This window comes from Pseudomonas sp. LF020, from assembly GCF_053456425.1.
On record NZ_JBRFIX010000003.1, the window covers coordinates 340,779 to 361,834 of the forward strand.

The following is a 21,056-nucleotide window of genomic DNA, read 5'->3' on the forward strand; positions in this document are numbered from 1 at the left end:
GCTATGCGAAATCGAACGATCAAACACTTGCTTGCGCCATCCCTGCTGACCCTGGCGATGTTCGCCGGGGCCACTCAGGCCGCCGCGCCCCTGCGTCCGCCGCAGGGCTACTTTGCGCCGGTGGATAAATTCAAGACCGGCGACAACAGCGAAGGCTGCGATGCGATGCCCGCGCCGTACACCGGGCCGCTGCAATTTCGCAGCAAATACGAAGGCTCGGACAAGGCCCGCGCGACCCTGAACGTGCAGTCGGAAAAAGCCTTCCGCGACACCACCAAGGACATCACCACGCTGGAGCGCGGCACCGCCAAACGCGTCATGCAGTTCATGCGCGACGGTCGTCCGGAGCAGCTCGACTGCACGCTCAACTGGTTGACTGCATGGGCCAAGGCCGATGCGTTGATGTCGAAAGACTTCAACCACACCGGCAAATCGATGCGCAAATGGGCGCTGGGCAGCATGGCCTCTTCGTACATTCGCCTGAAGTTCTCCGACTCGCATCCGCTGGCCACGCATCAGCAAGAAGCGCAGCAGATCGAGGCGTGGTTCAGCAAGATGGCCGATCAGGTGGTCAGTGACTGGGACAACTTGCCGCTGGAAAAAACCAACAACCACTCGTACTGGGCCGCGTGGTCGGTGATGGCCACCGCCGTCGCCACCAACCGTCGCGACCTGTTCGACTGGGCGGTGAAGGAATACAAGGTCGGGGTCAATCAGGTCGATGCCGACGGCTTCCTGCCCAACGAACTCAAGCGCCAGCAACGCGCCCTCGCCTATCACAACTACGCCCTGCCGCCACTGGCGATGATCGCCAGTTTTGCGCAGGTCAACGGTGTCGATTTGCGTCAGGAAAACAACAGCGCGCTCAAGCGTCTGGGAGATCGGGTGCTGGCCGGGGTGAAAGACCCGGACCAGTTCGAGAAGAAGAACGGCAAAGAGCAGGACATGACCGACCTGAAAGAGGACATGAAATTCGCCTGGCTCGAACCGTTCTGCACGCTCTACACCTGCCCGGCGGATGTGATCGAGAAGAAGCACGGCATGCAACCGTTCAAGACCTTCCGCCTGGGTGGCGACCTGACCAAGGTCTACGACCCGTCGCACGAAAAGGGCAACAAGGGTTCGTAAGGCTGACGATATTCCCCTGTGGCGAGGGAGCTTGCTCCCGCTCGGCTGCGAAGCAGTCGTAACCCAGTGAACACGGATTGACTGACACACCGTGTGATCAGGTTTTCAGGGGCGCTTCGCACCCCAGCGGGAGCAAGCTCCCTCGCCACAGGCAAGTGCGCAGCATGCAATACAACCACCCCGTTTTTCGTGGGGGGTTTGGGGGGGCTTTGGCCCTTGACTGTTGGTTCAAACATGGAGAGATCGGGATGGTATTTTCATCCAACGTGTTCCTGTTTCTGTTCTTGCCGATCTTTCTCGGCTTGTACTACTTGAGCGGGCAACGCTATCGCAACCTGTTGCTGCTGATCGCCAGCTACGTGTTCTACGCGTGGTGGCGGGTGGACTTCCTGGCGCTGTTCGCCGGCGTCACCCTGTGGAACTACTGGATCGGCCTGAAAGTCGGTGCCGCCGGCGTGCGCACCAAACCGGCACAGCGCTGGTTGCTGCTCGGCGTGGCGGTCGACCTGTGCATCCTCGGCTACTTCAAGTACGCCAACTTCGGCGTGGACAGCATCAACGCGATCATGACCTCGTTCGGTCTGGAGCCGTTCATCCTGACCCACGTGCTGCTGCCGATCGGTATCTCGTTCTACATCTTCGAGTCGATCAGCTACATCATCGACGTGTATCGCGGCGACACCCCGGCCACACGCAACCTGATCGACTTCGCAGCGTTCGTGGCGATCTTCCCGCACCTGATTGCCGGCCCGGTTTTGCGTTTTCGCGACCTCGCCGACCAGTTCAACAACCGCACCCACACCCTCGACAAGTTCTCCGAAGGTTGCACGCGGTTCATGCAGGGTTTTATCAAGAAGGTCTTCATCGCCGACACCCTCGCGGTGGTCGCCGACCACTGCTTCGCCCTGCAAAACCCGACCACCGGGGATGCCTGGCTCGGCGCGCTGGCGTACACCGCACAGCTGTATTTCGACTTCTCCGGCTACAGCGACATGGCCATCGGTCTGGGCCTGATGATGGGTTTCCGCTTCATGGAAAACTTCAAGCAGCCGTACATCAGCCAGTCGATCACCGAGTTCTGGCGGCGCTGGCACATCAGCCTGTCGACCTGGCTGCGTGACTACCTGTACATCACCCTCGGCGGTAACCGCAAAGGCACGCTGATGACCTATCGCAACCTGTTCCTGACCATGCTGCTGGGTGGTCTGTGGCACGGCGCGAACATCACTTACATCGTCTGGGGCGCCTGGCACGGCATGTGGCTGGCGATCGAAAAAATGCTCGGCATCAACACCTCGCCGCGCAGCCTCAACCCGATTCGCTGGGCGCTGACCTTCCTGCTGGTGGTGATGGGCTGGGTGATCTTCCGTGCCGAAAACCTGCACGTCGCCGGGCGCATGTACGGCGCGATGTTCAGCTTCAGCGACTGGTCGCTGTCGGAACTCAACCGCGCCAGCCTCACCGGTCTGCAAGTGGCAACCCTGGTGGTGGCGTACGCAACCCTGGCGTTCTTCGGCCTGCGTGATCTGTACACCAACCAGCCTCCGGTGAAGAGCAAACCTGAAGTCAACGTCGAGGCCAACGGCCCTGCCACCGCGACCCCGGGCATGATCAAAGCCGCGCCTGGCGAAAACCCGGCGAGCATCCACGAGCCTGGCTACACCGTCGGCGTCGAAGCCCAGGTGCAACCGGCTTACTGGACGGCGGACTGGTCGCGCTACGTGATGCGCGGGCTGATCCTGCTGCTGTTCATCGCCTCGATTCTCAAACTCTCGGCGCAAAGCTTCTCGCCGTTCCTTTACTTCCAGTTCTGAGGGATCTGACATGACCCGCTCATTACGCATCTTCTACATCGCGCTGTTTCTGGTGACCCTGCTGGTGCTCGGTCTGTGGTCGGTGCGCAGCTTCTTCGGCTTCAGCACCAATGCCGACGCGACGGTGCTCAACGGTCGCTGGACCAAAGCCGTGGAAACCCACTACGACGATCAGTTTCCGATCAAGCGTCTGGGCACCAACCTCTGGGCGGCGCTGGATTTCAAACTGTTCAACGAAGGGCGTCCAGGCGTGGTGCTCGGTCGCGATCAGTGGCTGTACAGCGACGAAGAGTTCAACCCGATCGTCAACGAAGAACTGAACCTGCAAGGCAACTACGCGCTGGTCGAAGGCGTGCGCCAGACTCTGAAAGAGAAAGGCGTGAAACTGGTGATGGCGATCGTGCCGGCCAAGGTGCGTCTGTACCCGGAACACCTGGGTGAAGTGAAGCCGGCGAGCATCCACGCCAACCTCTATCAGGACTTCCACGCCCGTGTCGCGGCAGACAAGATCCTCGCCCCGGATCTGCTCGGCCCGCTGCAAAAAGCCAAGCAGAACGGTCAGCAAGTGTTCCTGCGCACCGACACCCACTGGACCCCGGAAGGCGCTGAAATCGCCGCCAACACCCTGGCGAAAACCATCGCCGACAAGTTCCCGCTCAGCGGCGAGCCGCAACGCTTCGTCACCACGCCAGCGGAGAAGGTCACGCACAAGGGCGACCTGCGTCTGTTCCTGCCGCTGGATCCGCTGTTCGAAAACCTGATGCCGGCGCAAGAGCCGCTGCAAAAGCGCAACACCGTGGCCGCCGAGCAACCTGCCGGTGACGACGCACTGTTCGCCAGCAGCGAAGTACCGGTCGCACTGATCGGCACCAGCTACAGCGCCAACCCCAACTGGAACTTCGTCGGTGCGCTGAAACAGGCGCTGCACAGCGACGTCGTGAATTACGCCGAAGACGGCCATGGCCCGATTCTGCCGATGCTCAGCTACCTGAAAAGCGATGACTTCAAGAACAGCCCGCCACAGGTGCTGATCTGGGAGTTTCCTGAACGATATCTGCCTGTGAACAACGAAATCGGCGACGCCGACCCACAGTGGGTCGCAGAGCTCAAACAAGCCGGTGCTCGCCAACAAAACGTAGCCATCAACACTAAATCCGAGACGCCCGATCGGGCGCAAAACTGAAAGAGAGGTAACACCATGACTTTCACAACTACTCCTCGTCGTCTCGCAAAACGCTTCGCACTGGTTGCTGGTCTGAGCGTGCTGTCGGTCCAGGCTTTCGCCGGTGGTGACGCCGCGCTGTACGGCCCGACCGCGCCGAAAGGCTCGACCTTCGTGCGGGTCTACAACGCCAGCAACGCGGAAGTCAGCGCCACCGTCGGCAGCACCAACCTGAGCGACGTTGCACCACTGGCCAGCAGCGACTTCAGCTTCATGCCGGGCGGTGACTACAGCGCCAAGATCGGCAGCCAGACCCTGCCGGTCAAACTCGCCGGCGACCACTACTACACCCTGGTCAACAACGCATCCGGCGCGCCGCAACTGATCGAAGAACCACCGTTCAAGAACAAGCAGAAATCCCTGGTGCGCGTGCAGAACCTCAGCGACAAGCCGCTGACCCTGAAGACCGCCGACGGCAAGACCGACGTGGTGCCGAACGTGGCCGCCAAGGGCCGTGGCGAGCGTGAAATCAACCCGGTGAAAGTCAGCCTGGCGCTGTACGAAGGCGACAAGAAAGTCGGCGACGTGAAACCGGTCGCGCTGGAGCGCGGTGAAGCAGCGGTGCTGTACGTCACCGGTTCCGGCAGCAGCCTGTCGCCAGTCTGGGTGAAACGCCCGGTGTCGACTCGCTAACAGATTTTCCGAACTGACCCGGCTCCCTGTGGGAGCTGGCTTGCCAGCGATGCAGACACCTCGGTTCTGCAGATACACCGAGGTGATGCCATCGCTGGCAAGCCAGGCTCCCACAGGGACCGAGGTGAACGTTCAGAACGAGACAAAAACAAGAGTGAAACGACACAACGTTCGTGCCTCTAACCAATCGATTTTATGGAGTAAACAATATGATTCCGGTGATCTTGTCAGGTGGTAGCGGTTCACGTCTTTGGCCGCTTTCGCGTAAGCAATTCCCTAAACAATTCCTCGCCCTGACCGGTGAACACACGCTGTTCCAGCAAACCCTGGAACGTCTGGTGTTCGAAGGCATGGACACGCCGATCGTGGTCTGCAACAAGGATCACCGTTTTATCGTCAACGAACAGCTGGCCAACCGTAACCTCGAATGCCAGCGCATCCTCATGGAGCCGTTCGGCCGCAACACCGCGCCGGCGGTGGCGCTGACCGCGATGATGCTGGTCAATGAAGGTCGCGACGAACTGATGCTGGTGCTGCCGGCCGACCACGTGCTGGAAGACCAGAAAGCCCTGCAACGCGCCCTCGCCCTGGCCACCGTCGCCGCCGAAAACGGTGAGATGGTGCTGTTCGGCGTGCCGGCGACCAAACCGGAAACCGGTTACGGCTACATCAAATCCACCGGCGATTCGTTGCTGCCTGAAGGCGTCAGCCGCGTTTCGCACTTCGTCGAGAAACCTGACGTCAAACGCGCCACCGAATACGTCGAATCCGGCGGCTACTACTGGAACAGCGGCATGTTCCTGTTCCGCGCCAGCCGCTTCCTCGAAGAGCTGAAAAAGCACGATCCGGACATCTACGACACCTGCCTGCTGACCCTCGAGCGCAGCCAGCAGGACGCCGACACCATCACCTTTGACGAAGCCACCTTCGCCTGCTGCCCGGACAATTCCATCGACTACTCCGTCATGGAAAAAACCCAACGCGCCTGCGTGGTGCCACTGACCGCTGGCTGGAGCGATGTCGGCTGCTGGTCGTCGCTGTGGGAAGTCAACGAGAAAGACGCCAACGGCAACGTCAGCAAAGGCGACGTGGTGATCCAGGACAGCAAGAACTGCATGATCCACGGCAACGGCAAACTGGTGTCGGTGATCGGTCTGGAAAACATCGTCGTGGTCGAAACCAAGGACGCGATGATGATCGCCCACAAAGACAAGGTTCAGGGCGTCAAGCAGATGGTCAACACCCTCAACGAGCAGGGCCGCAGCGAAACCCAGAACCACTGCGAGGTCTACCGTCCGTGGGGCTCGTATGACTCGGTGGACATGGGCGGGCGTTTCCAGGTCAAGCACATCTCGGTCAAACCGGGCGCTTGCCTGTCGCTGCAGATGCACCACCACCGCGCCGAGCACTGGATCGTGGTCAGCGGCACCGCTGAAGTGACCTGCGATGAAAATGTGTTCCTGCTCTGCGAAAACCAATCGACCTACATCCCGATCGCCTCGGTGCACCGCCTGCGCAACCCGGGCAAGATCCCGCTGGAAATCATCGAAGTGCAGTCGGGTTCGTACCTGGGTGAAGACGATATCGAACGCTTCGAAGATATCTACGGTCGCTCCACCCCGATCGAACGCGGCGTGTCGGTGAAAACCATCGCGCAGTAACGATCTGCAGAACAAGAAGCCCCCGTCCAGCCCGCTGCGTCCCCTATCCGCAGTGGGTTGGGCGGGGGCTTTTTTCAACTCAACGAATGTTGTCGGGTCAGCCTTGGCCGGGAATGTCCCCCCAGCGATTGCTGCCTTCCCGCGTAAGGAGCCGGTGCGAGCAGTCCGATAAAGTCCTGGGTCCGCTGCAGGCCCTGCACCGTACTGGACGTTTGCATCGACAAGTCGGAGACCGCTTCGAAAAGCTCCGGATCCGAGCTGCCGGTGGTTGCCAGCTCGGTCAGGATGGCTTGCGTCCTGAACTCGACCATGTCGATGTCTGCCGAAAGATGTTCGTAAGTGTTGCTTAACGCCTCGGCATTCATCCCCTGCGCTGCATGGATGAATTCCCGTCCCGTCTGGAACAGCCCCCGAGTTTGCGCTCCCAGTTTTTCAGAGACTGCCTCGATCACTTTGTCCTCGACCTTGGCGCGCGCCATTTTGGTCAATCGTGATCGACCGTCGGCTGTGCGCGGATCATGCGCTGCCAATTCCAGTTTCACTGTGGCAAGGCTCAGCTTCTTTTTCGGCTCGACGCTTTCAACCAAAGCCTTGGGATTCAATTCGCTGCCTTTGAAATGGATAGGTCGGTTCAACTGATAGGTGTCCACCAACTTGTCGATGGCTGCACCCGCCAACTTATCGCCGACCTTCGTGCCAATCTTGCCCCCAAGCGAACCGGCTACCGGTCCGAACACGTTGCCCATTGCAGTGCCAATCGTGCCCCCTGCGGCTTGAGCGCCTGCGCTGAACATACTGCTGGCCAGTTGCGTCCCGACGCGCCTGACAAGGGCCTGAAACCGGTGTCGCGCCTGAGTGTGATTGAGCAATGAATTTCTGACGTCCGCTGCCGCCGAGGTCATCGTGCTCATTAATGCCTGCTGCTTTTGCACACTGTCAGCCAATTCAGATGTGGCGGTCTTTCCGCCACCATCGGTGTCGACATGGCCCATGGGCGAGTTACCCACCATCTGGTACAGGTTCGGCCCGTCGATAAAGCCTTTCGGGTCAGGATTCAACCAGCGCTGCAACCACGGCATGTAATAGCGATAGCCATAATAATAGAGACCTGTGGCATCGCGCTCCTTGGCCGAATAACGCAGGGTTTTGTAACTGGCCTCGGTGTCCTTGCTCCACGCCGTTCCACCGAACGGGAAGAATGTTTCTTGACTGATGAGCCGGGCATCCTCGCCCAGTTCCAGGCAGATCGATCCGAGATGATCCGTCAGCGTGTACCGATAATGGTCATTGGAACCGGTGGGCGGAGCACTTTCCCAGTGCAGCACGTGTACACGGCTGACGTGGCCCTCGACGCAGATCACTTGCAGTTGTTCACCGGTGGCCGTGTCGGTACGTAGCTCCAGCCCAGGCAAATAGCGCACCTGGGCCGTGACGCCGCGGGCATTCGTCTGGAGTGAGCGAATCTTGCGCACACGTTGGCCGGCACCGTCGTAGCAATAGTGTTCACGGTCATTGGGTCCGCTGGCACGTTCGACCGGCGTGACCGATTGCAACTGATTACGCAGATTCCACGTCAATGAACTCCCCGCATACAGCGCTCGCAAATTGCCACGGGGATCGAACGCCGCGGCAATCTCCTCTTCCGGGCTTTGAGCTCGCGGCCATTGCGCGCGCCAACATGCGTCAGCAGTAACAGATTGCCGGACTCATCGTAGTTGAAGGTCTGTCGATAATTGCTCACTGCTGCCGGATCGTCACGTCCGATGGACGCCGGACCTTGAGTAGCAGCACCTGCTTTCCAACCGGTGGCCACATACAACTGGTAGAAACTGTCGTAATCGAAACGACTGACAGGATCGATACGCTGGTTGGCGAAATACCGGATCGGCAGTGCCTTGTCCTCGATGCTCAGCAAGTTGCCCATCGGGTCGTAGTCGTAGATCAGATGTTGCAATACCTCGGCCCCGGCTTTCCTCGCATGGCGGGTTAGCAGAAGACCGTCCTCGGGCTGATAGGTCAGCGTCGTCAGCACACCATTGCCCACCAGTTCCTGAGTGACTTGCCCATCAGCGTTGTAACGAATGTCGCTCACCAGCGTTAGCGCTTTGGTCTGGTGCCGCAATTGCAGATGGCAGGCGCGCAACTGACCATCCAGCGTCAACTCGCGGTCCTGTCGATTATCACGTGCATCGACTTGTTCGAGTACCTGCCCCAGCGGCCCGAAGCGCCAGCGGGTCGTTGCACCGTCGCCGGGTTCCAGCAAGCGCTGGCGGTCATCAACGTTTTGCGGCCAATCGGCGACGCTGTGGTCGAGGGTGAAGTGCCGTGTGCTTTCAATGCATTGCCCACTGATTGCAAAGCTTTGCGAGCACACACTACCCGCCGGATCATCGTGCCGAATCAACTGGCCCAGCTGATTCCGCGAGGTATCACCCGCGCCGGGCTGACCGTAAGTGAGACGTTCGACGCACCGCCGAGGCTCGGATGCACCTTCTTCGAACACGGCAATCGGACGCAGCAGCGGGTCGTGTTGCACCTCGCGCCAGGTTTCTCGACTGTCCCAGTCGTACAGCGTCTCGGCACCTGGCCCGTACAACGCCAGCTGCGTACCGGCATCGACGCTGTCGGAGCGCAGCGTTTGCCCGATCAACGAATAAAGGGTGCGCAGATTCGCAGGCGTCAGCGGCTCGGTCGTTTGCAGTGCCCACAGGCGCGGATCCCACTGTTCAACAACCCTTCCGGCAGCGTCACGCATCGTGCGATTGATGCGGGCTTGAGCAGGGCAAAGGTCTTCGGCACGCCAATAACCAACCGTCCGAATCTGCAATCCGCGCGGGTCGCTTACCGAAAGTGTCGGTGTTTTGCCATGCTTGTTCATCAGCTTGCTCCCGGCACTACCGTTAACCATGCTTCTGGGCATCAGAGCATCCGCGCTTTGCGATTTTCAACTGTCAGAAATTACAGTATCGACTGACGGTACATTCGGAATACGCGCGAATGTCCATTGTGCCGGCCCTCCGGTAGGATGGTACTCACGAACCAAGGAGCGTTCCCTCATGTTCATCGGCATCCTGCTGATCATCACCTGGTTGATTCTGCTGCTGCGCTATCCCGCCAAGGCTGTGCCGGTCTCCGTGGCCGCGGCTATCGGTCTGGGCCTGGTGGCCGTGTGGGTGGTGTGGCTGGACAACCGCGAACTCAAGCAACTGGCGCGTCTGGAGATGCGCATTGCCTACGCCCCTGAACAGTGCCCGGCGGATCGCCCGTTGCAACTGAAAATGAAAAACGGCAACGACGTGCCTTTGACCGAACTGCGCTGGCGCATCGCAGCCTATGCGCCGGGTGACACGGTGAATCTGGCCGACAACCAATACACCGCGCCACGCTATCGCGGCCCCGGTGAATTGCAGGCCGGCGGCGACTGGGAAGACTGCTTGCCGATGCCACCGCTGCGCCCCGGTTACCGTCCGCAAACCCTGGAGTTTCGCGCCGAGCGCTTGCAGGGCAGTTTCTCCGACTGATCCCCTTCCCCACTTTTTTGCACAAGGAATGCGCCATGCCCGTTGCGTTGATTACCGGTTGCTCCAGCGGCATTGGCCGCGCCCTCGCCGATGCGTTCAAAGCCGCCGGTTACGAAGTCTGGGCCAGTGCGCGCAAGCCTGATGATGTTGCGACCCTCGCCGCTGCCGGGTTCACCGCCATCGCGCTGGATGTCAATGACAGCGTGGCGCTGGAACAACTCGCCGAGCGCATCAACCAGCAACACGGCGGCCTCGACGTGCTGATCAATAATGCCGGTTATGGCGCGATGGGGCCGCTGCTCGATGGCGGCGTGCCGGCCATGCAGCGTCAGTTCGAAACCAATGTGTTCTCGATTGTCGGCGTGACTCGTGCACTGTTCCCGGTGCTGCGCCGGGCCAAGGGGCTGGTGGTGAATATCGGCAGTGTGTCGGGGGTTCTGGTGACGCCGTTCGCCGGCGCCTACTGCGCTTCGAAAGCGGCGGTGCATGCCTTGAGCGATGCGTTGCGCATGGAGCTGGCGCCGTTCGGCATTCGCGTGATGGAGGTACAGCCGGGGGCGATCCAGTCGAGCTTCGCCAAGAATGCCGGGCATGAGGCCGAGCAACTGATCAACGAACAGTCGCCGTGGTTTCCATTGCGTGAGGGGATTCGCGCGCGGGCCAAGGCCTCGCAGGACAAACCGACGCCGGCCACTGAGTTTGCGGCGCAATTACTCAAGGCTGTGCAGCAGGGCACGCCGCCAAGATTGATCCGCATTGGCAATGGCAGCCGCGCGTTGCCGTTGCTGGCGACGTTGTTGCCCAAGGGGTTGCTGGAGTCGACGTTGATGAAACGGTTCGGGTTGCGCGGCCAGCTCTGAGACCGAGGTGCTCCTATCGCGGGCAAGCCACGCTCCCACAGGGTTTTGCGGTGTACACGGATATCCAGAGCGACACAAAAACTGTGGGAGCGTGGCTTGCCCGCGAAGAGGCCGGAACAATCACTCGAGATCCTCAGCCCCAACCCTTCATGAAATCAATAAACGCCCGCACCTTCAGCGGCAAATGCCGGGTATCCGGGTACAACGCGTAAACACCCTGTTGGGCAAAGCGGTAATCGGCGAGCAATCGCACCAATCGCCCCGCCTGCAGATCCTCCTGAATCAACCACTGCGGCAAAATCGCCACGCCTTGCCCGGTCAGCGCAAACGCCCTGAGCGTCGCCGAGTTGTCGGCGACGATGGCGGTGGTTCCCGGTTTTGGCTGGTAGACATGCTCGCTGCCGGTCGGGTCGGTAACGGTCATTTCCGGGACGCGGCCATGGCCCAGCGTCGGCATCGACTCCAGCGTCGCCAGCGTGGCAACCGGCGCAAAGCGCTCGACCAGCTGCGGCGCGGCCACCGCAAACACTTCGAACGTCGACAACTGCACCGCGCGCAGGTTGGAATCGTGCATGCGCCCCAGACGGATCGCCATATCGAAACGTTCGGAGATCAGATCGGCGTGGGTCGAGGACGTCGACAGGTGAATGTTCAATTGCGGCTGTTGCTGGCGAAACACTTCCAGCGCCGGCACCACCTGGGCCAGGGCAAACTCCACGGTGGTGGTGATGCGCAACGTGCCCTTGAGTTGCGAATGCTCGGAACGCGCCTCCTCGATCGCCAGTCGCGCTTCGTCGAGGGTGCGCAGGCAACGCCGATAGAAGCGCTCGCCGGCATCGGTCAGGGCCAGTTGCCGGGTGTTGCGCGTGAGCAAGGTGACGCCCAGTTCTTCTTCCAGGCGTTTGAGATTGAAGCTCACCACCGCCCGGGTCTGGCACAGGGTATCGGCGGCGGCCGTCAGCGACCCGGCCTCGACCACGGCTTTGAAGGTGTCAAAACGGTCAAGGCTGACCATGTCCAGCGCACTCCCTGTCAAAATAATTTTGACAAACTAGCAGGCAAACCAGCGTTTTCCTAACGCCACAAGCGCCCTACCCTGCACGTCTCATCACAGGGAAGCTGCCATGGCCTATCGCTCGAAAGTCGCGCTGGTGTATCTGTTCGGGTTCGCCCTCGACCTGTTGAACATGTTCGCCGCGAGCATTGCCTACCCGGACATCGCCCGGGAATTACAGGCCTCGGTGACGCAATTGGCGTGGATCACCAACGCCTACATGCTCGGGCTGACGCTGGTCATTCCGCTGAGCGTGTGGCTGGCAGCGCGGTTGGGCGAGCGGCGGCTGATACTCGGCTCGCTGCTGCTGTTCGGCATCGCTTCCGGTCTGGTGGCCCAGGCCGGGTCGATTGAAAGCCTGATCGGCTGGCGCCTGCTGCAAGGGCTCGGCGGTGGGTTGCTGCTGCCGATCGGTCAGGCCTTGGCCTATCGGCAGTATCCAGCGACACAACGCGCGCACTTGACCGGCGTGGTGCTGATGGTCGCGCTGATGGTGCCGGCCCTGTCACCGGCGGCGGGTGGCCTGATCGTCGAGGCGTTGTCGTGGCGCTGGATTTTCTACCTGAACATGCCAATGGCGCTGCTCGCGTTCGGTCTGGGTCTGCTGTGGTTGAAAGCGGATCAACCCGGTACGCAACGCCCGACACTGGATCTGCGCGGCCTGCTGCTGGCGGTGGCAGCCCTGACTCTGTTGTTGATTGCCGTGAGCCTGGCGAGCGCCGCCGCTACCCGTCACCTCGCCGCCGGGGTTTTGCTGCTCGGCGTCCTGACCTTATGGCTGTACCTGCGTGATGGCTGGCACAAACCTGACGCGGTGCTCGACCTGCAACTGCTCAAGAGTCCGTCGTTGCGCCTGGCGATGTTGATCTACCTGTTCGTGCCCGGGGTGTTTACCGGCACCAACATGATTGCCGTGCTGTACCTGCACGACCTCGGTTTCGGTGCAACACAGACCGGTGCGCTGATGTTGTCCTGGGCGGCCGCATCGAGTGTGGCGATCATGCTCGGCAAACGCAGTTTCAACCGCATTGGCCCCAAACCGTTACTGATCACCGGGATGCTTTTGCAGTGCCTGGGGATTGTCCTGCTGATGCGCATCGAACAACCCGCCGCCGCGCCGCTGGTCATTGCCTATGCCTTGATGGGACTGGGCGGCAGCCTGTGCAGCGTGACCGCGCAGACCCTGGCATTTGTCGGCATCGCGCCGGAAAAAATGGGCCACTCCAGCGCCCTGTGGAACATCAATCGCCAGCTCGGTTTCTGTCTTGGCGCCGCGCTGCTCAGTTCGCTGTTGGGTGCACTGGGCGGCCACGGTTTCCAATACTGCTTTGTCGCGGCGGCCTTGCTCACATTGCTGCCAATTGTCGCCGTGCTGCGATTCGACGCCTCCAAAGTACTCGCCCTGCTGAGTCCACCTCCCCTTCAGGAAAAATCCACATGATTGACTACAACGAATATTTTGATGAAGTGATCCAGGCCCACCTGGTCATCGAACGATGGTTTGCCGTGGAACAGGATCCGGCGGAACTTGAGAGCTTGCTGAGTCGGTTCGCGGCGAATTTTTCCATGGTCACGCCGCTGGGCCGGGTGCTGGATATCGAAGCCTTGCGCGGGCTGTTTCAGGCGGCGGGCGGGAAGAAGCCCGGGTTCAGGATCGAGCTCAGTGAGCTGCGCGGGATTGCCCTGCACGCGCATGGCGCGACGCTGAGTTATCGCGAGCAGCAGAGCGATGCGAGCGGGTTGCACACCGATCGCCGGTCGACGGTGGTGTTTGAAAAGACCGAAGCCGGGCGGGTGCTGTGGCGGCATTTGCAGGAGACGTTTTGCCAAGGCTGATGGAATCCCATTGTGGCGAGGGAGCTTGCTCCCGCTCGGCTGCGTAGCAGCCGCCAAACCTGTCTACGCGGTGTGTCTGACCTCACTGGCTAGCAGGTTTTGGGGCTGCTGCGCAGCCCAGCGGGAGCAAGCTCCCTCGCCACAGGGCTACTCGACAGCGTCCTGCTTCACCACCACCGTGCAAGTAATCCCCGCCACCAGCAACACCCCCTCCGGCACTTCATCAATGTGAATGCGCACCGGCACCCGCTGCGCCAGACGTACCCAGTTGAACGTCGGGTTGACGTCGGCGATCAGCTCGCGGCTTTCCGGGTTGTCGCGGTCGTAGATGCCGCGAGAGATGCTCTCCACGTGGCCCTTCAATACTTCGCCGCTCATCAGTTGCATGTCGGCCTTGTCACCCACGCGCACGTGCGGCAGTTTGGTCTCTTCGAAGAAGCCGTACACCCAGAACGAGTTCATGTCGACCACGGCCATTTTCGCTTCGCCGATGCGCGCGTAATCGCCGCGATGCACGTTGAGGTTGGTCACGTAGCCGTCCACCGCCGCGCGCACTTCGGTGCGTTTGAGGTTGAGTTCGGCGGCTTCCAGTTGCGCTTGTGCGTGTTGGTAATCGGCCAGTGCGGCGTCGGCGATGTTGCTGGCGTCGTCGCGGTTTTCCTTGGAGATCACCAGGTTGTCCAGATCAGCGCGGCGATGGGCGTTGACCTTGCGCATCTCCCAGGTCGACTTGCGCGAAGCCACCAGCGACTGCGCCTGCTTGACCGCGATGCGGTAGTGCTCCGGGTCGATCTGCATCAGCAGGTCGCCCTTCTTCACCAAGTGGTTGTCGCGCACCGGCACATCAATGACTTCACCGGTGACGTCGGCGGCGACGTTGATGATGTCGGCACGAACGCGGCCGTCACGGGTCCACGGCGTATTCATGTAGTGCTCCCACAGGGTCCGGCCGATCCACAGCGCCAGGGCCAGCACCAGCAGGGTCGCAAGCAGGCTGAAAAACTTTTTCATCAGAGCGTTCTCAACGGTAGACAGTCAGCGCCATGGCGCCGAACAGACAGGTAAACAGACTCAGGCGCAGCAACGCCGGGTGCCAGAAAAAACGGTACAGATCAAACCCCGACAGGAACCGGTCCAGCGCCCAGGCCAGCGCCGCAGCGACAAAAAACATCAGGGTCATGGTCGGCATGTACACGCCGTGGAAGGCGATTTCACGAGGCATGGGCAAGTCCTTCGGGCTTGGCGACGGCGTAGGCAGCGAGTGGTGATTGCGGGTCGAGCAACGAGGTGCGGATGAAGTGCAGATAGCTCTTCACCCGGCGTAACGCGGACGTGTCAAAGTGCGGCGCAAACGGCTCATCAGTCGCGGCGACCCGGCTGATCGCGTGATCGACCGCCACCAGTGCGCGCTCCAGATTGCTCGGGTTCGGTTGCAGAAACAGGCGCACCAGCGCCCGGCCCATCACACGGATCGCCTGACGCCACGGCTGCGATTCGGCGTACGCCGGGTGCACCGGGAGGATCGCCTGTTCCTTGCGCAACTCGATGATCGCGTGACCGACTTCGAGCACCACGAACATCCAGCGCAGCAGGTTCTTCTGCACGATTGGCTGACCTGCCGCCAGACCATAAGCCTGATGCAACAGATCACGGGTGCGACTCTCGAAACTCGACGCCAGGCCCTTAAGTTTGCCGCTGATCGCATAGACCACTTGCTCACGCAGATCCTGCTCCAGGCGCTTCCACAACCAGCGGCTGTTCGGCGGCAGAATGATCGCCCCCGCCGCCGCGCACACCAGCATGCCCATGACCATGGCGATGTAGTCGTTGATGAAGGTGTAGGGGTTGTAAATGGTCAGGTTATCCGGCACCGAACCGGTGCTGAAGAAGATCAACAAACCGAGACCGACCCCGGCGTATTGCGGTCGCGAAGCGAGGAACGAGCCGAGCACGATCACCGGCGCGAGCATCACACACAGCAGCGGAAAACCGTCGATCCACGGGAAGATGAAAAACATCTCGACGAAGCCGATCAGCGCCCCGAGGAACGTCCCGCAGGCCATCTGGAACGCCATGCGTTTGGGGTTCGGCGTGGCGGCGGACAGGCCCACGGTGGCAGCAGCGATCAGGGTCATGGTCGCGCCGCTCGGCCACGCGGTGGCGACCCAGTAACTACCGAGCACAATCAGGATGAACGAGGCGCGAATCCCCGAAGCGGCAGCAGCCCACCAGTTGGTTTGCGGGGTGAACGGCTCGTCCCAGCGCTCACGCTCGTGGCGGTGATCGGCCAGCGACGCGTGGGTCTGTGCATAATTGTGCAGGTCGTCGACGAAGCGATAGAGCAGTTCGTACGCGGTGTGAAAATCCAGTTGTTCGGCTTCACTCGGACCGGTTTCCTGAAAGGCTGCACGCAGGCTGCGCACCCGCGTCGGCAGGCCTTCCTTGTACGTGGCCAACGCCGTTGCCAGACGTGCGGCGTCCGGGCTGGTCAAGGCGCGGCCACTGAAGCCGTCGAGCACCTCGGCCAGATCCTGCAGGCCCGGTCTGATCGCGGCCACCACGTGTTCTTCGTCATTCACGCGCAGGCGTTCGAGCAACTGATGCAGCGCGTTGAAGCGCGTGGTGATGCCCATGAACTCGCTGTTCAAGCGACTGAGACGACCGTTGCGCCGACGCATGTGCGGGTCTTCGAACACGGTGACGCTGCGCAGCCCTTCCAGGCCTACCGCTTCGGCGATGAAGCGCACGTTGCTCGCTTCGAACGACTCGGCTTTGCTACGCCCGCGCAGGCCATCGGTGACGAACAACGCGAACACGCCGAAGCGCTGATACAGCGCGTTGCGCATCGCCGCGCTGGCGGTTTGCGGCAGGATCGCGGCGCTGACCACGGTCGAGCAGAGGATCCCCAGCGAGATCTCCAGCACCCGCCAGACGGCGGCCATGAACGCACCGTCCGGATGCGCCAGCGCCGGCAGGCCGACCATCGCTGCGGTGTAGCCGGCAAGGACAAAACCGTAGGCGCGAAAGTTACGGCAACGCGCCGCACCGGCCGAGCAGATACCGACCCAGATCGCCAGCGAACCGAGGAACAACTCGGTGTTCTGCGCGAACAGCGCGATCAGCGTGACCATCATCGCCGACCCGGCCAGGGTGCCGAGGAAGCGATAGAAACTCTTGGCGAACACCTGGCCGCTTTGCGGCTGCATGACGATGAATACGGTGATCATCGCCGTACGCGGTTGCGGCAACTCCAGGCGCATCGCCAGCCACAGCGTGAGGAACGCGGCGAGCAATACCTTGAAGATATACACCCAGGTCACGCCATCGCTGCGCGCCCAGTCAAACAAACCCCGGCGCCATTCCAGGGAGTAGAGCCAGCGTAGAGGTGCGGGCAAGGGAGTCATTTGGACTTGCTCGATAAATGAAGGAAAAGTCTGTGGATCACGCAATTCCTGTGGCGAGGGAGCTTGCTCCCGCTTGAGTGCGCAGCGCTCACAAGATTTTTGGGGCTGCTGCGCAGCCCAGCGGGAGCAAGCTCCCTCGCCACAGGTTTGCGCATGCCGTTGAGGTGGTGTTCACCGCAGCAGGGCCGGGGTTTTCGGGGCTGCCGTTTGCTCGGTGGTCGGCACGTCATTGCCAGCCCCAAGGCCGCCACCCAGTGCCGTCACCAGCTCGGCATGCGCACTCAAGCGCGCCGCCTGCACCTGCTGCTGCACTTGCTGTTGCTTGAACAGCAAGGTCTGCGCATTGAGCACGTTGAGGTAATCGGTGAGGCCACGCTGATAGGCGATCATTGCGATGTCGTAGGTCTTCTGCGCAGTGGCCACCGACTCGGCGGCGAAGGCTTGCTGCTTGTCCATCGACTCGCGGCGGATCAACTGGTCGGAGATGTTCTTCAGCGCATTGACCAGCGTCTGGTTGTAATGCGCCACGGCGATGTCATACCCGGCGGACGCTTCGCCCAGCTCACTGCGCAAACGCCCACCGTCGAAGATCGGCAGCGAGATCGCCGGGCCGACGTTGTAGTTGAGCTTCTTGCCGGTCAAAAACTCCAGCGCCCCGCCACCGGTGGCCATGTAGCCGAGGCTGCCGACCAGATCGACGTTGGGATAAAACCCGGCATGCGCCACATCGATACCGCGTGCCTGCGCCGCTACTTGCCAGCGACTGGCAACCACGTCCGGGCGCTGACCGAGCAGCTCGGCAGGCAAGGCCGATGGCAGTTTCAACGCAGCACCCAGCGCCAGAGTCGGCCGCTGCAACTTCGCCCCGTCGCCCGGGCCTTTGCCCGCCAGCGCGGCGATCTGGTTACGGCTCAGGGCAATTTCTTCGTCCAGCGCATCCAGTTGCCGATGGGTTTCCGGCAATGGCGTTTCGGCCTGGCTGACTTCGAAGTGCGTGCCGATGCCGCCGTCCAGACGCTTCTGCGCCAGATCGAGAATTTGCTGTTGCTGCTTGAGCGTCGCGGCGACGATGTCGCGCTGGGCGTAATGCAGCGACAGCTCGATGTAGGCACGCACCAGGTTGCTCTGCAATTCCAGTTGCGCCAGCCGCGCTTCGGCGGCGCTCATGTGCGCCAGATCCACCGCGCGCTCGCTGGCGTTGCTTTCCCGGCCCCAGAGGTCGAGGGCGTAGCTGAAACCCAGCGCGGCGTTGTTGTCCCAAGTGGTGGTGTTGGCCAGCTCGCCCGGGCCGTAGAACTGATCGGTCGGCCAGTTGTGGCGCTTGAGCGTCGACTCGCCATTGATCTGCAGCGACTCCGCGGCCTCGGCGACACCGGCCAGCGCCTTGGCCTGACGCACCCGCGCCGCTGCCATGGCCATGCTCGGACTGCCCTGCACGGCGAGGTCGATCCAGTGATTGAGTTGCGGGTCGCCGTAGGCTTGCCACCATTGTGCGGTGGGCCAGTGTGCGTCACGGGCGGCGTGGGCGATGGCGTCGTCAGTGGCCAGTGCGTCGGCTTCCAATGCCTTGCTATGCGGGGCAATTCCTTGCGTTGAGATGCAGCCGCTGAGACCCAGGGTAAAAGCCAGAACACTGAGCGGCAAAAGCGCTCTGATGATGCGACGCGGCACAGCTGCGAATTCCTGAAAGAGGATAAGGCGGGGGCATGTTCCCTTCTGCAGGAGCTGCCGAAGGCTCGGGCCGCGTTCGGACGATCTTCTGATCTTGATTCCCTTAAAACAAAATCAAAAGATCGCAGCCTTCGGCAGCTCCTACAGGGAACGGCGCAATTCTAGGGGGCGGCCTGAACGGCGATAAGCTGGGATTCCTGTGAATCTTTGTTACCGTTAACGAGATAATCCCTTGGTCGGGGGTCTCAGCCCCTGAAACTTCGTGTCACAATTTGCCATCTCCCTTGAGAGCACCCCATGGACACATTGCAAAACATGCGCGCCTTCAGTTGTGTGGCCGAAGCCGGCAGCTTCACCGCCGCCGCCGTGCAACTCGACACCACCACGGCCAACGTCTCGCGCGCGGTCTCCAACCTGGAAGCCCACCTGCAAACCCGCCTGCTCAATCGCACGACCCGGCGCATCGCCCTGACCGAGGCCGGCAAGCGCTACCTGTTGCGCTGTGAGCAGATCCTGGCCTACGTCGAAGAAGCCGAAGCCGAGGCCAGCCAGGCCCACGCGCGCCCCGCCGGCCAGCTGAAAGTGCACACCATGACCGGTATCGGCCAGCACTTCGTGATCGACGCCATCGCCCGCTACCGCAAGACCCACCCGGACGTGACCTTCGACCTGACCATGGCCAACCGCGTGCCGGACCTGCTCGACGAGGGCTACGACGTGTCCATCGTGCTGGCCAGCGAACTGCCCGACTCGGGCTTCGTCTCGCAACGCCTGGGCATCACCTACAGCATCGTCTGCGCCTCCCCGGCCTACGTGAAAGCCAACGGTTGCGCGCAAAAACCCAGCGACCTGCTGAACCACGCCTGCCTGCGCCTCGTCAGCCCGGTGATCCCCCTGGAAAAATGGGCCTTCAACGGCCCCGAAGGCCAGGAAATGGTCACCATCAACAGCTCGCCGTTCCTGGTGAACTCCGCCGACGCGATGAAAGCCGCGATCATCAGCGGCATGGGCGTCGGCGTGCTGCCGGTGTACGCCGCCATCGAAGGCCTGCGCAACGGCACGCTGGTACGGATGATGCCCAACTACCGCTCGCAGGAACTCAACCTGTACGCGATCTACCCGTCGCGGCAATACCTGGACGCGAAGATCAAGACCTGGGTCGAGTACTTGCGCGGGTCACTGCCGGAAATCCTCGCCGCGCATCAGGCAGAACTGGCCGCCTACGAGTTAAGCGGCAGCCTCGCCGGAGCCCGTGTCGCCAACTGATTTTCAACACACGGTGCTCACTGTAGGAGCTGCCGCAGGCTGCGATCTTTTGACCTTGATGTTTAAAAATCAAAAGATCGCAGCCTACGGCAGCTCCTACAGAAGCGGTGATTTGGAGGGAGTTTTCCGACAGGTTTTGACGGTTGTGGGTCGGAAGTTGGGTGGATAGGCTGGTTCGGTCGCTGACACATCAGCGACCGGGTCTGGAAAACCCGAAGGGTCAAAGCACATGACATAATGCCGCGCTTTTTCAGCGCCGGTGTTTCAGTTATGGCGGCTGTACGTGGGAGACCCTCGGGTCTGCCGGGTTTGATCCTTTGCCGGTTTTTCCAGCCTGCGTACAGCTGCCACCCACTTCGCCTGGAAAACGAAAAGTGGCAGTTCCATTTCGTCAAAAGGATCTTTGCCATGATTAAGCCCTCACCCAATCCGCCCCAAGCGGAAAGCACCTCCCCCTACGAATCCCTCGATTCAAAAAAACTCCACGACGCCGCCGAACGTGCACTCGACCATTACCTGAAACCTTCCGCCGCCGCTGTGAGATTCCACAAACCCAGCAGCATGTTCCAGGTCGCCCCCGACATGGACAACGAAAGCCTGCTGGTCCACGCCTGCGAATCACTGGCTTCGGCAAGCATCATGACCAGCGACATCGCGGCCTATGTCGAAAGCCCGCAGCGGCAGACGATACTGGCGATTCAGCAGATCATCATGCTGGCTGAACTGGCGGTGAATCGGGTGCTGGATAACCACGAAATCTCGCAGTCTCCAACACACAACTAATCCCCCTGCTCGCGAAAGCGTCAGCCCATTCAATATTTTTGGTGCCTGACACACCGCTTTCGCGAGCAGGCTCACTCCTACAGTTGGAATGGGTTTGGTCTGTTGGAGAATGGTCGGCTCGTAGGCCGCCATCGCTGGCAAGCCAGCTTCCACAGTGACTGGATGCATTCAGTTGAAGTCTGGTCGGCTGTCAGGCCGCCATC

At 61.2% G+C, this 21,056-nt stretch carries 16 protein-coding genes and 1 pseudogene; 11 read left to right on the plus strand and 6 right to left on the minus strand.

Translation table 11 applies throughout. From position 1 onward, the window contains the following. The first annotated feature begins 3 nt into the window (after positions 1 to 3). From ACU680_RS09280 to ACU680_RS09300, 5 genes are all read left to right on the plus strand, one after another. Positions 4 to 1,128 (plus strand): mannuronate-specific alginate lyase, encoded by a 1,125-nt coding sequence (locus tag ACU680_RS09280; protein ID WP_448179271.1) that lies wholly within the window; start codon positions 4 to 6, stop codon positions 1,126 to 1,128. 248 nt (positions 1,129 to 1,376) lie between these two features. Further along, positions 1,377 to 2,942 (plus strand): MBOAT family O-acyltransferase, encoded by a 1,566-nt coding sequence (locus ACU680_RS09285; RefSeq protein ID WP_007969546.1) that lies wholly within the window; start codon positions 1,377 to 1,379, stop codon positions 2,940 to 2,942. A gap of 10 nt (positions 2,943 to 2,952) precedes the next feature. Then, complete coding sequence (locus ACU680_RS09290; RefSeq protein ID WP_027610920.1) at positions 2,953 to 4,125, plus strand: alginate O-acetyltransferase; 1,173 nt, start codon at positions 2,953 to 2,955, stop codon at positions 4,123 to 4,125. 15 nt (positions 4,126 to 4,140) lie between these two features. Beyond that, positions 4,141 to 4,797 (plus strand): alginate O-acetyltransferase AlgF, encoded by a 657-nt coding sequence (locus ACU680_RS09295; protein ID WP_127651075.1) that lies wholly within the window; start codon positions 4,141 to 4,143, stop codon positions 4,795 to 4,797. 209 nt (positions 4,798 to 5,006) lie between these two features. Further along, complete coding sequence (locus ACU680_RS09300; RefSeq protein ID WP_007969551.1) at positions 5,007 to 6,458, plus strand: mannose-1-phosphate guanylyltransferase/mannose-6-phosphate isomerase; 1,452 nt, start codon at positions 5,007 to 5,009, stop codon at positions 6,456 to 6,458. A gap of 74 nt (positions 6,459 to 6,532) precedes the next feature. Here the strand turns inward: ACU680_RS09300 and ACU680_RS09305 are convergent. Next, positions 6,533 to 9,336: pseudogene (locus ACU680_RS09305) on the minus strand (RHS repeat domain-containing protein). Between the two features lie 178 nt (positions 9,337 to 9,514). Between ACU680_RS09305 and ACU680_RS09310 the strand changes: the two are divergent. Both ACU680_RS09310 and ACU680_RS09315 read left to right on the plus strand, forming a co-directional pair. Then, positions 9,515 to 9,979 (plus strand): hypothetical protein, encoded by a 465-nt coding sequence (locus ACU680_RS09310; protein ID WP_007969553.1) that lies wholly within the window; start codon positions 9,515 to 9,517, stop codon positions 9,977 to 9,979. A 35-nt stretch (positions 9,980 to 10,014) separates the two neighbouring features. Continuing rightward, positions 10,015 to 10,839 carry an SDR family oxidoreductase gene (locus tag ACU680_RS09315; protein ID WP_367083198.1) on the plus strand — a complete coding sequence of 275 codons (825 nt, stop codon included), beginning with the start codon at positions 10,015 to 10,017 and terminating at the stop codon, positions 10,837 to 10,839. Between the two features lie 133 nt (positions 10,840 to 10,972). Here the strand turns inward: ACU680_RS09315 and ACU680_RS09320 are convergent, their stop codons facing one another. Next, positions 10,973 to 11,854, minus strand: coding sequence for a LysR family transcriptional regulator (locus tag ACU680_RS09320; protein ID WP_448179272.1), 882 nt, complete (start codon positions 11,852 to 11,854; stop codon positions 10,973 to 10,975). A gap of 109 nt (positions 11,855 to 11,963) precedes the next feature. Here ACU680_RS09320 and ACU680_RS09325 point away from each other — a divergent pair, with 109 nt between their 5' ends. Together ACU680_RS09325 and ACU680_RS09330 are read left to right on the plus strand one after the other, a co-directional pair. Beyond that, the gene (locus ACU680_RS09325) at positions 11,964 to 13,334 is read left to right on the plus strand and encodes an MFS transporter (RefSeq protein WP_448179273.1); all 1,371 of its coding nucleotides are present in this window, start codon (positions 11,964 to 11,966) and stop codon (positions 13,332 to 13,334) included. Continuing rightward, positions 13,331 to 13,729: a DUF4440 domain-containing protein gene (locus tag ACU680_RS09330; RefSeq protein WP_448179274.1), complete on the plus strand. Its 399-nt coding sequence runs from the start codon at positions 13,331 to 13,333 to the stop codon at positions 13,727 to 13,729. Before ACU680_RS09325 ends, ACU680_RS09330 begins: the two co-directional genes overlap by 4 nt. Before the next feature lie 147 nt (positions 13,730 to 13,876). Here the strand turns inward: ACU680_RS09330 and ACU680_RS09335 are convergent, their stop codons facing one another. From ACU680_RS09335 to ACU680_RS09350, 4 genes are all read right to left on the minus strand, one after another. Beyond that, the gene (locus ACU680_RS09335) at positions 13,877 to 14,740 is read right to left on the minus strand and encodes an efflux RND transporter periplasmic adaptor subunit (RefSeq protein WP_448179275.1); all 864 of its coding nucleotides are present in this window, start codon (positions 14,738 to 14,740) and stop codon (positions 13,877 to 13,879) included. Between the two features lie 10 nt (positions 14,741 to 14,750). Continuing rightward, on the minus strand, positions 14,751 to 14,951 hold the full coding sequence (locus ACU680_RS09340) for a DUF1656 domain-containing protein (RefSeq protein WP_003221811.1): 201 nt from the start codon (positions 14,949 to 14,951) through the stop codon (positions 14,751 to 14,753). Beyond that, the gene (locus tag ACU680_RS09345; protein ID WP_448179276.1) at positions 14,941 to 17,133 is read right to left on the minus strand and encodes an FUSC family protein; all 2,193 of its coding nucleotides are present in this window, start codon (positions 17,131 to 17,133) and stop codon (positions 14,941 to 14,943) included. Before ACU680_RS09345 ends, ACU680_RS09340 begins: the two co-directional genes overlap by 11 nt. Positions 17,134 to 17,304: 171 nt before the next feature. Continuing rightward, entirely contained in the window at positions 17,305 to 18,804 is a 1,500-nt protein-coding gene (locus ACU680_RS09350) for an efflux transporter outer membrane subunit (RefSeq protein ID WP_448179277.1), read from the minus strand. 297 nt (positions 18,805 to 19,101) lie between these two features. Between ACU680_RS09350 and ACU680_RS09355 the strand changes: the two genes are divergently transcribed. After that, positions 19,102 to 20,070, plus strand: coding sequence for a LysR family transcriptional regulator (locus tag ACU680_RS09355; RefSeq protein WP_258678510.1), 969 nt, complete (start codon positions 19,102 to 19,104; stop codon positions 20,068 to 20,070). Positions 20,071 to 20,478: 408 nt separating this feature from the next. Continuing rightward, a complete protein-coding gene (locus tag ACU680_RS09360) occupies positions 20,479 to 20,853 on the plus strand; it encodes a DUF6124 family protein (protein ID WP_448179278.1) in 375 nt (124 codons plus the stop codon). Positions 20,854 to 21,056: the final 203 nt, after the last annotated feature.

Bases quoted from the DNA above. Each gene is read 5' to 3' on its own strand.
- ACU680_RS09280 (WP_448179271.1), top strand. From the start codon at position 4: ATGCGAAATCGAACGATCAAACACTTGCTTGCGCCATCCCTGCTGACC.
- ACU680_RS09285 (WP_007969546.1), top strand. From the start codon at position 1,377: ATGGTATTTTCATCCAACGTGTTCCTGTTTCTGTTCTTGCCGATCTTT.
- ACU680_RS09290 (WP_027610920.1), top strand. From the start codon at position 2,953: ATGACCCGCTCATTACGCATCTTCTACATCGCGCTGTTTCTGGTGACC.
- ACU680_RS09295 (WP_127651075.1), top strand. From the start codon at position 4,141: ATGACTTTCACAACTACTCCTCGTCGTCTCGCAAAACGCTTCGCACTG.
- ACU680_RS09300 (WP_007969551.1), top strand. From the start codon at position 5,007: ATGATTCCGGTGATCTTGTCAGGTGGTAGCGGTTCACGTCTTTGGCCG.
- ACU680_RS09310 (WP_007969553.1), top strand. From the start codon at position 9,515: ATGTTCATCGGCATCCTGCTGATCATCACCTGGTTGATTCTGCTGCTG.
- ACU680_RS09315 (WP_367083198.1), top strand. From the start codon at position 10,015: ATGCCCGTTGCGTTGATTACCGGTTGCTCCAGCGGCATTGGCCGCGCC.
- ACU680_RS09320 (WP_448179272.1), bottom strand. From the start codon at position 11,854: ATGGTCAGCCTTGACCGTTTTGACACCTTCAAAGCCGTGGTCGAGGCC.
- ACU680_RS09325 (WP_448179273.1), top strand. From the start codon at position 11,964: ATGGCCTATCGCTCGAAAGTCGCGCTGGTGTATCTGTTCGGGTTCGCC.
- ACU680_RS09330 (WP_448179274.1), top strand. From the start codon at position 13,331: ATGATTGACTACAACGAATATTTTGATGAAGTGATCCAGGCCCACCTG.
- ACU680_RS09335 (WP_448179275.1), bottom strand. From the start codon at position 14,740: ATGAAAAAGTTTTTCAGCCTGCTTGCGACCCTGCTGGTGCTGGCCCTG.
- ACU680_RS09340 (WP_003221811.1), bottom strand. From the start codon at position 14,951: ATGCCTCGTGAAATCGCCTTCCACGGCGTGTACATGCCGACCATGACC.
- ACU680_RS09345 (WP_448179276.1), bottom strand. From the start codon at position 17,133: ATGACTCCCTTGCCCGCACCTCTACGCTGGCTCTACTCCCTGGAATGG.
- ACU680_RS09355 (WP_258678510.1), top strand. From the start codon at position 19,102: ATGGACACATTGCAAAACATGCGCGCCTTCAGTTGTGTGGCCGAAGCC.
- ACU680_RS09360 (WP_448179278.1), top strand. From the start codon at position 20,479: ATGATTAAGCCCTCACCCAATCCGCCCCAAGCGGAAAGCACCTCCCCC.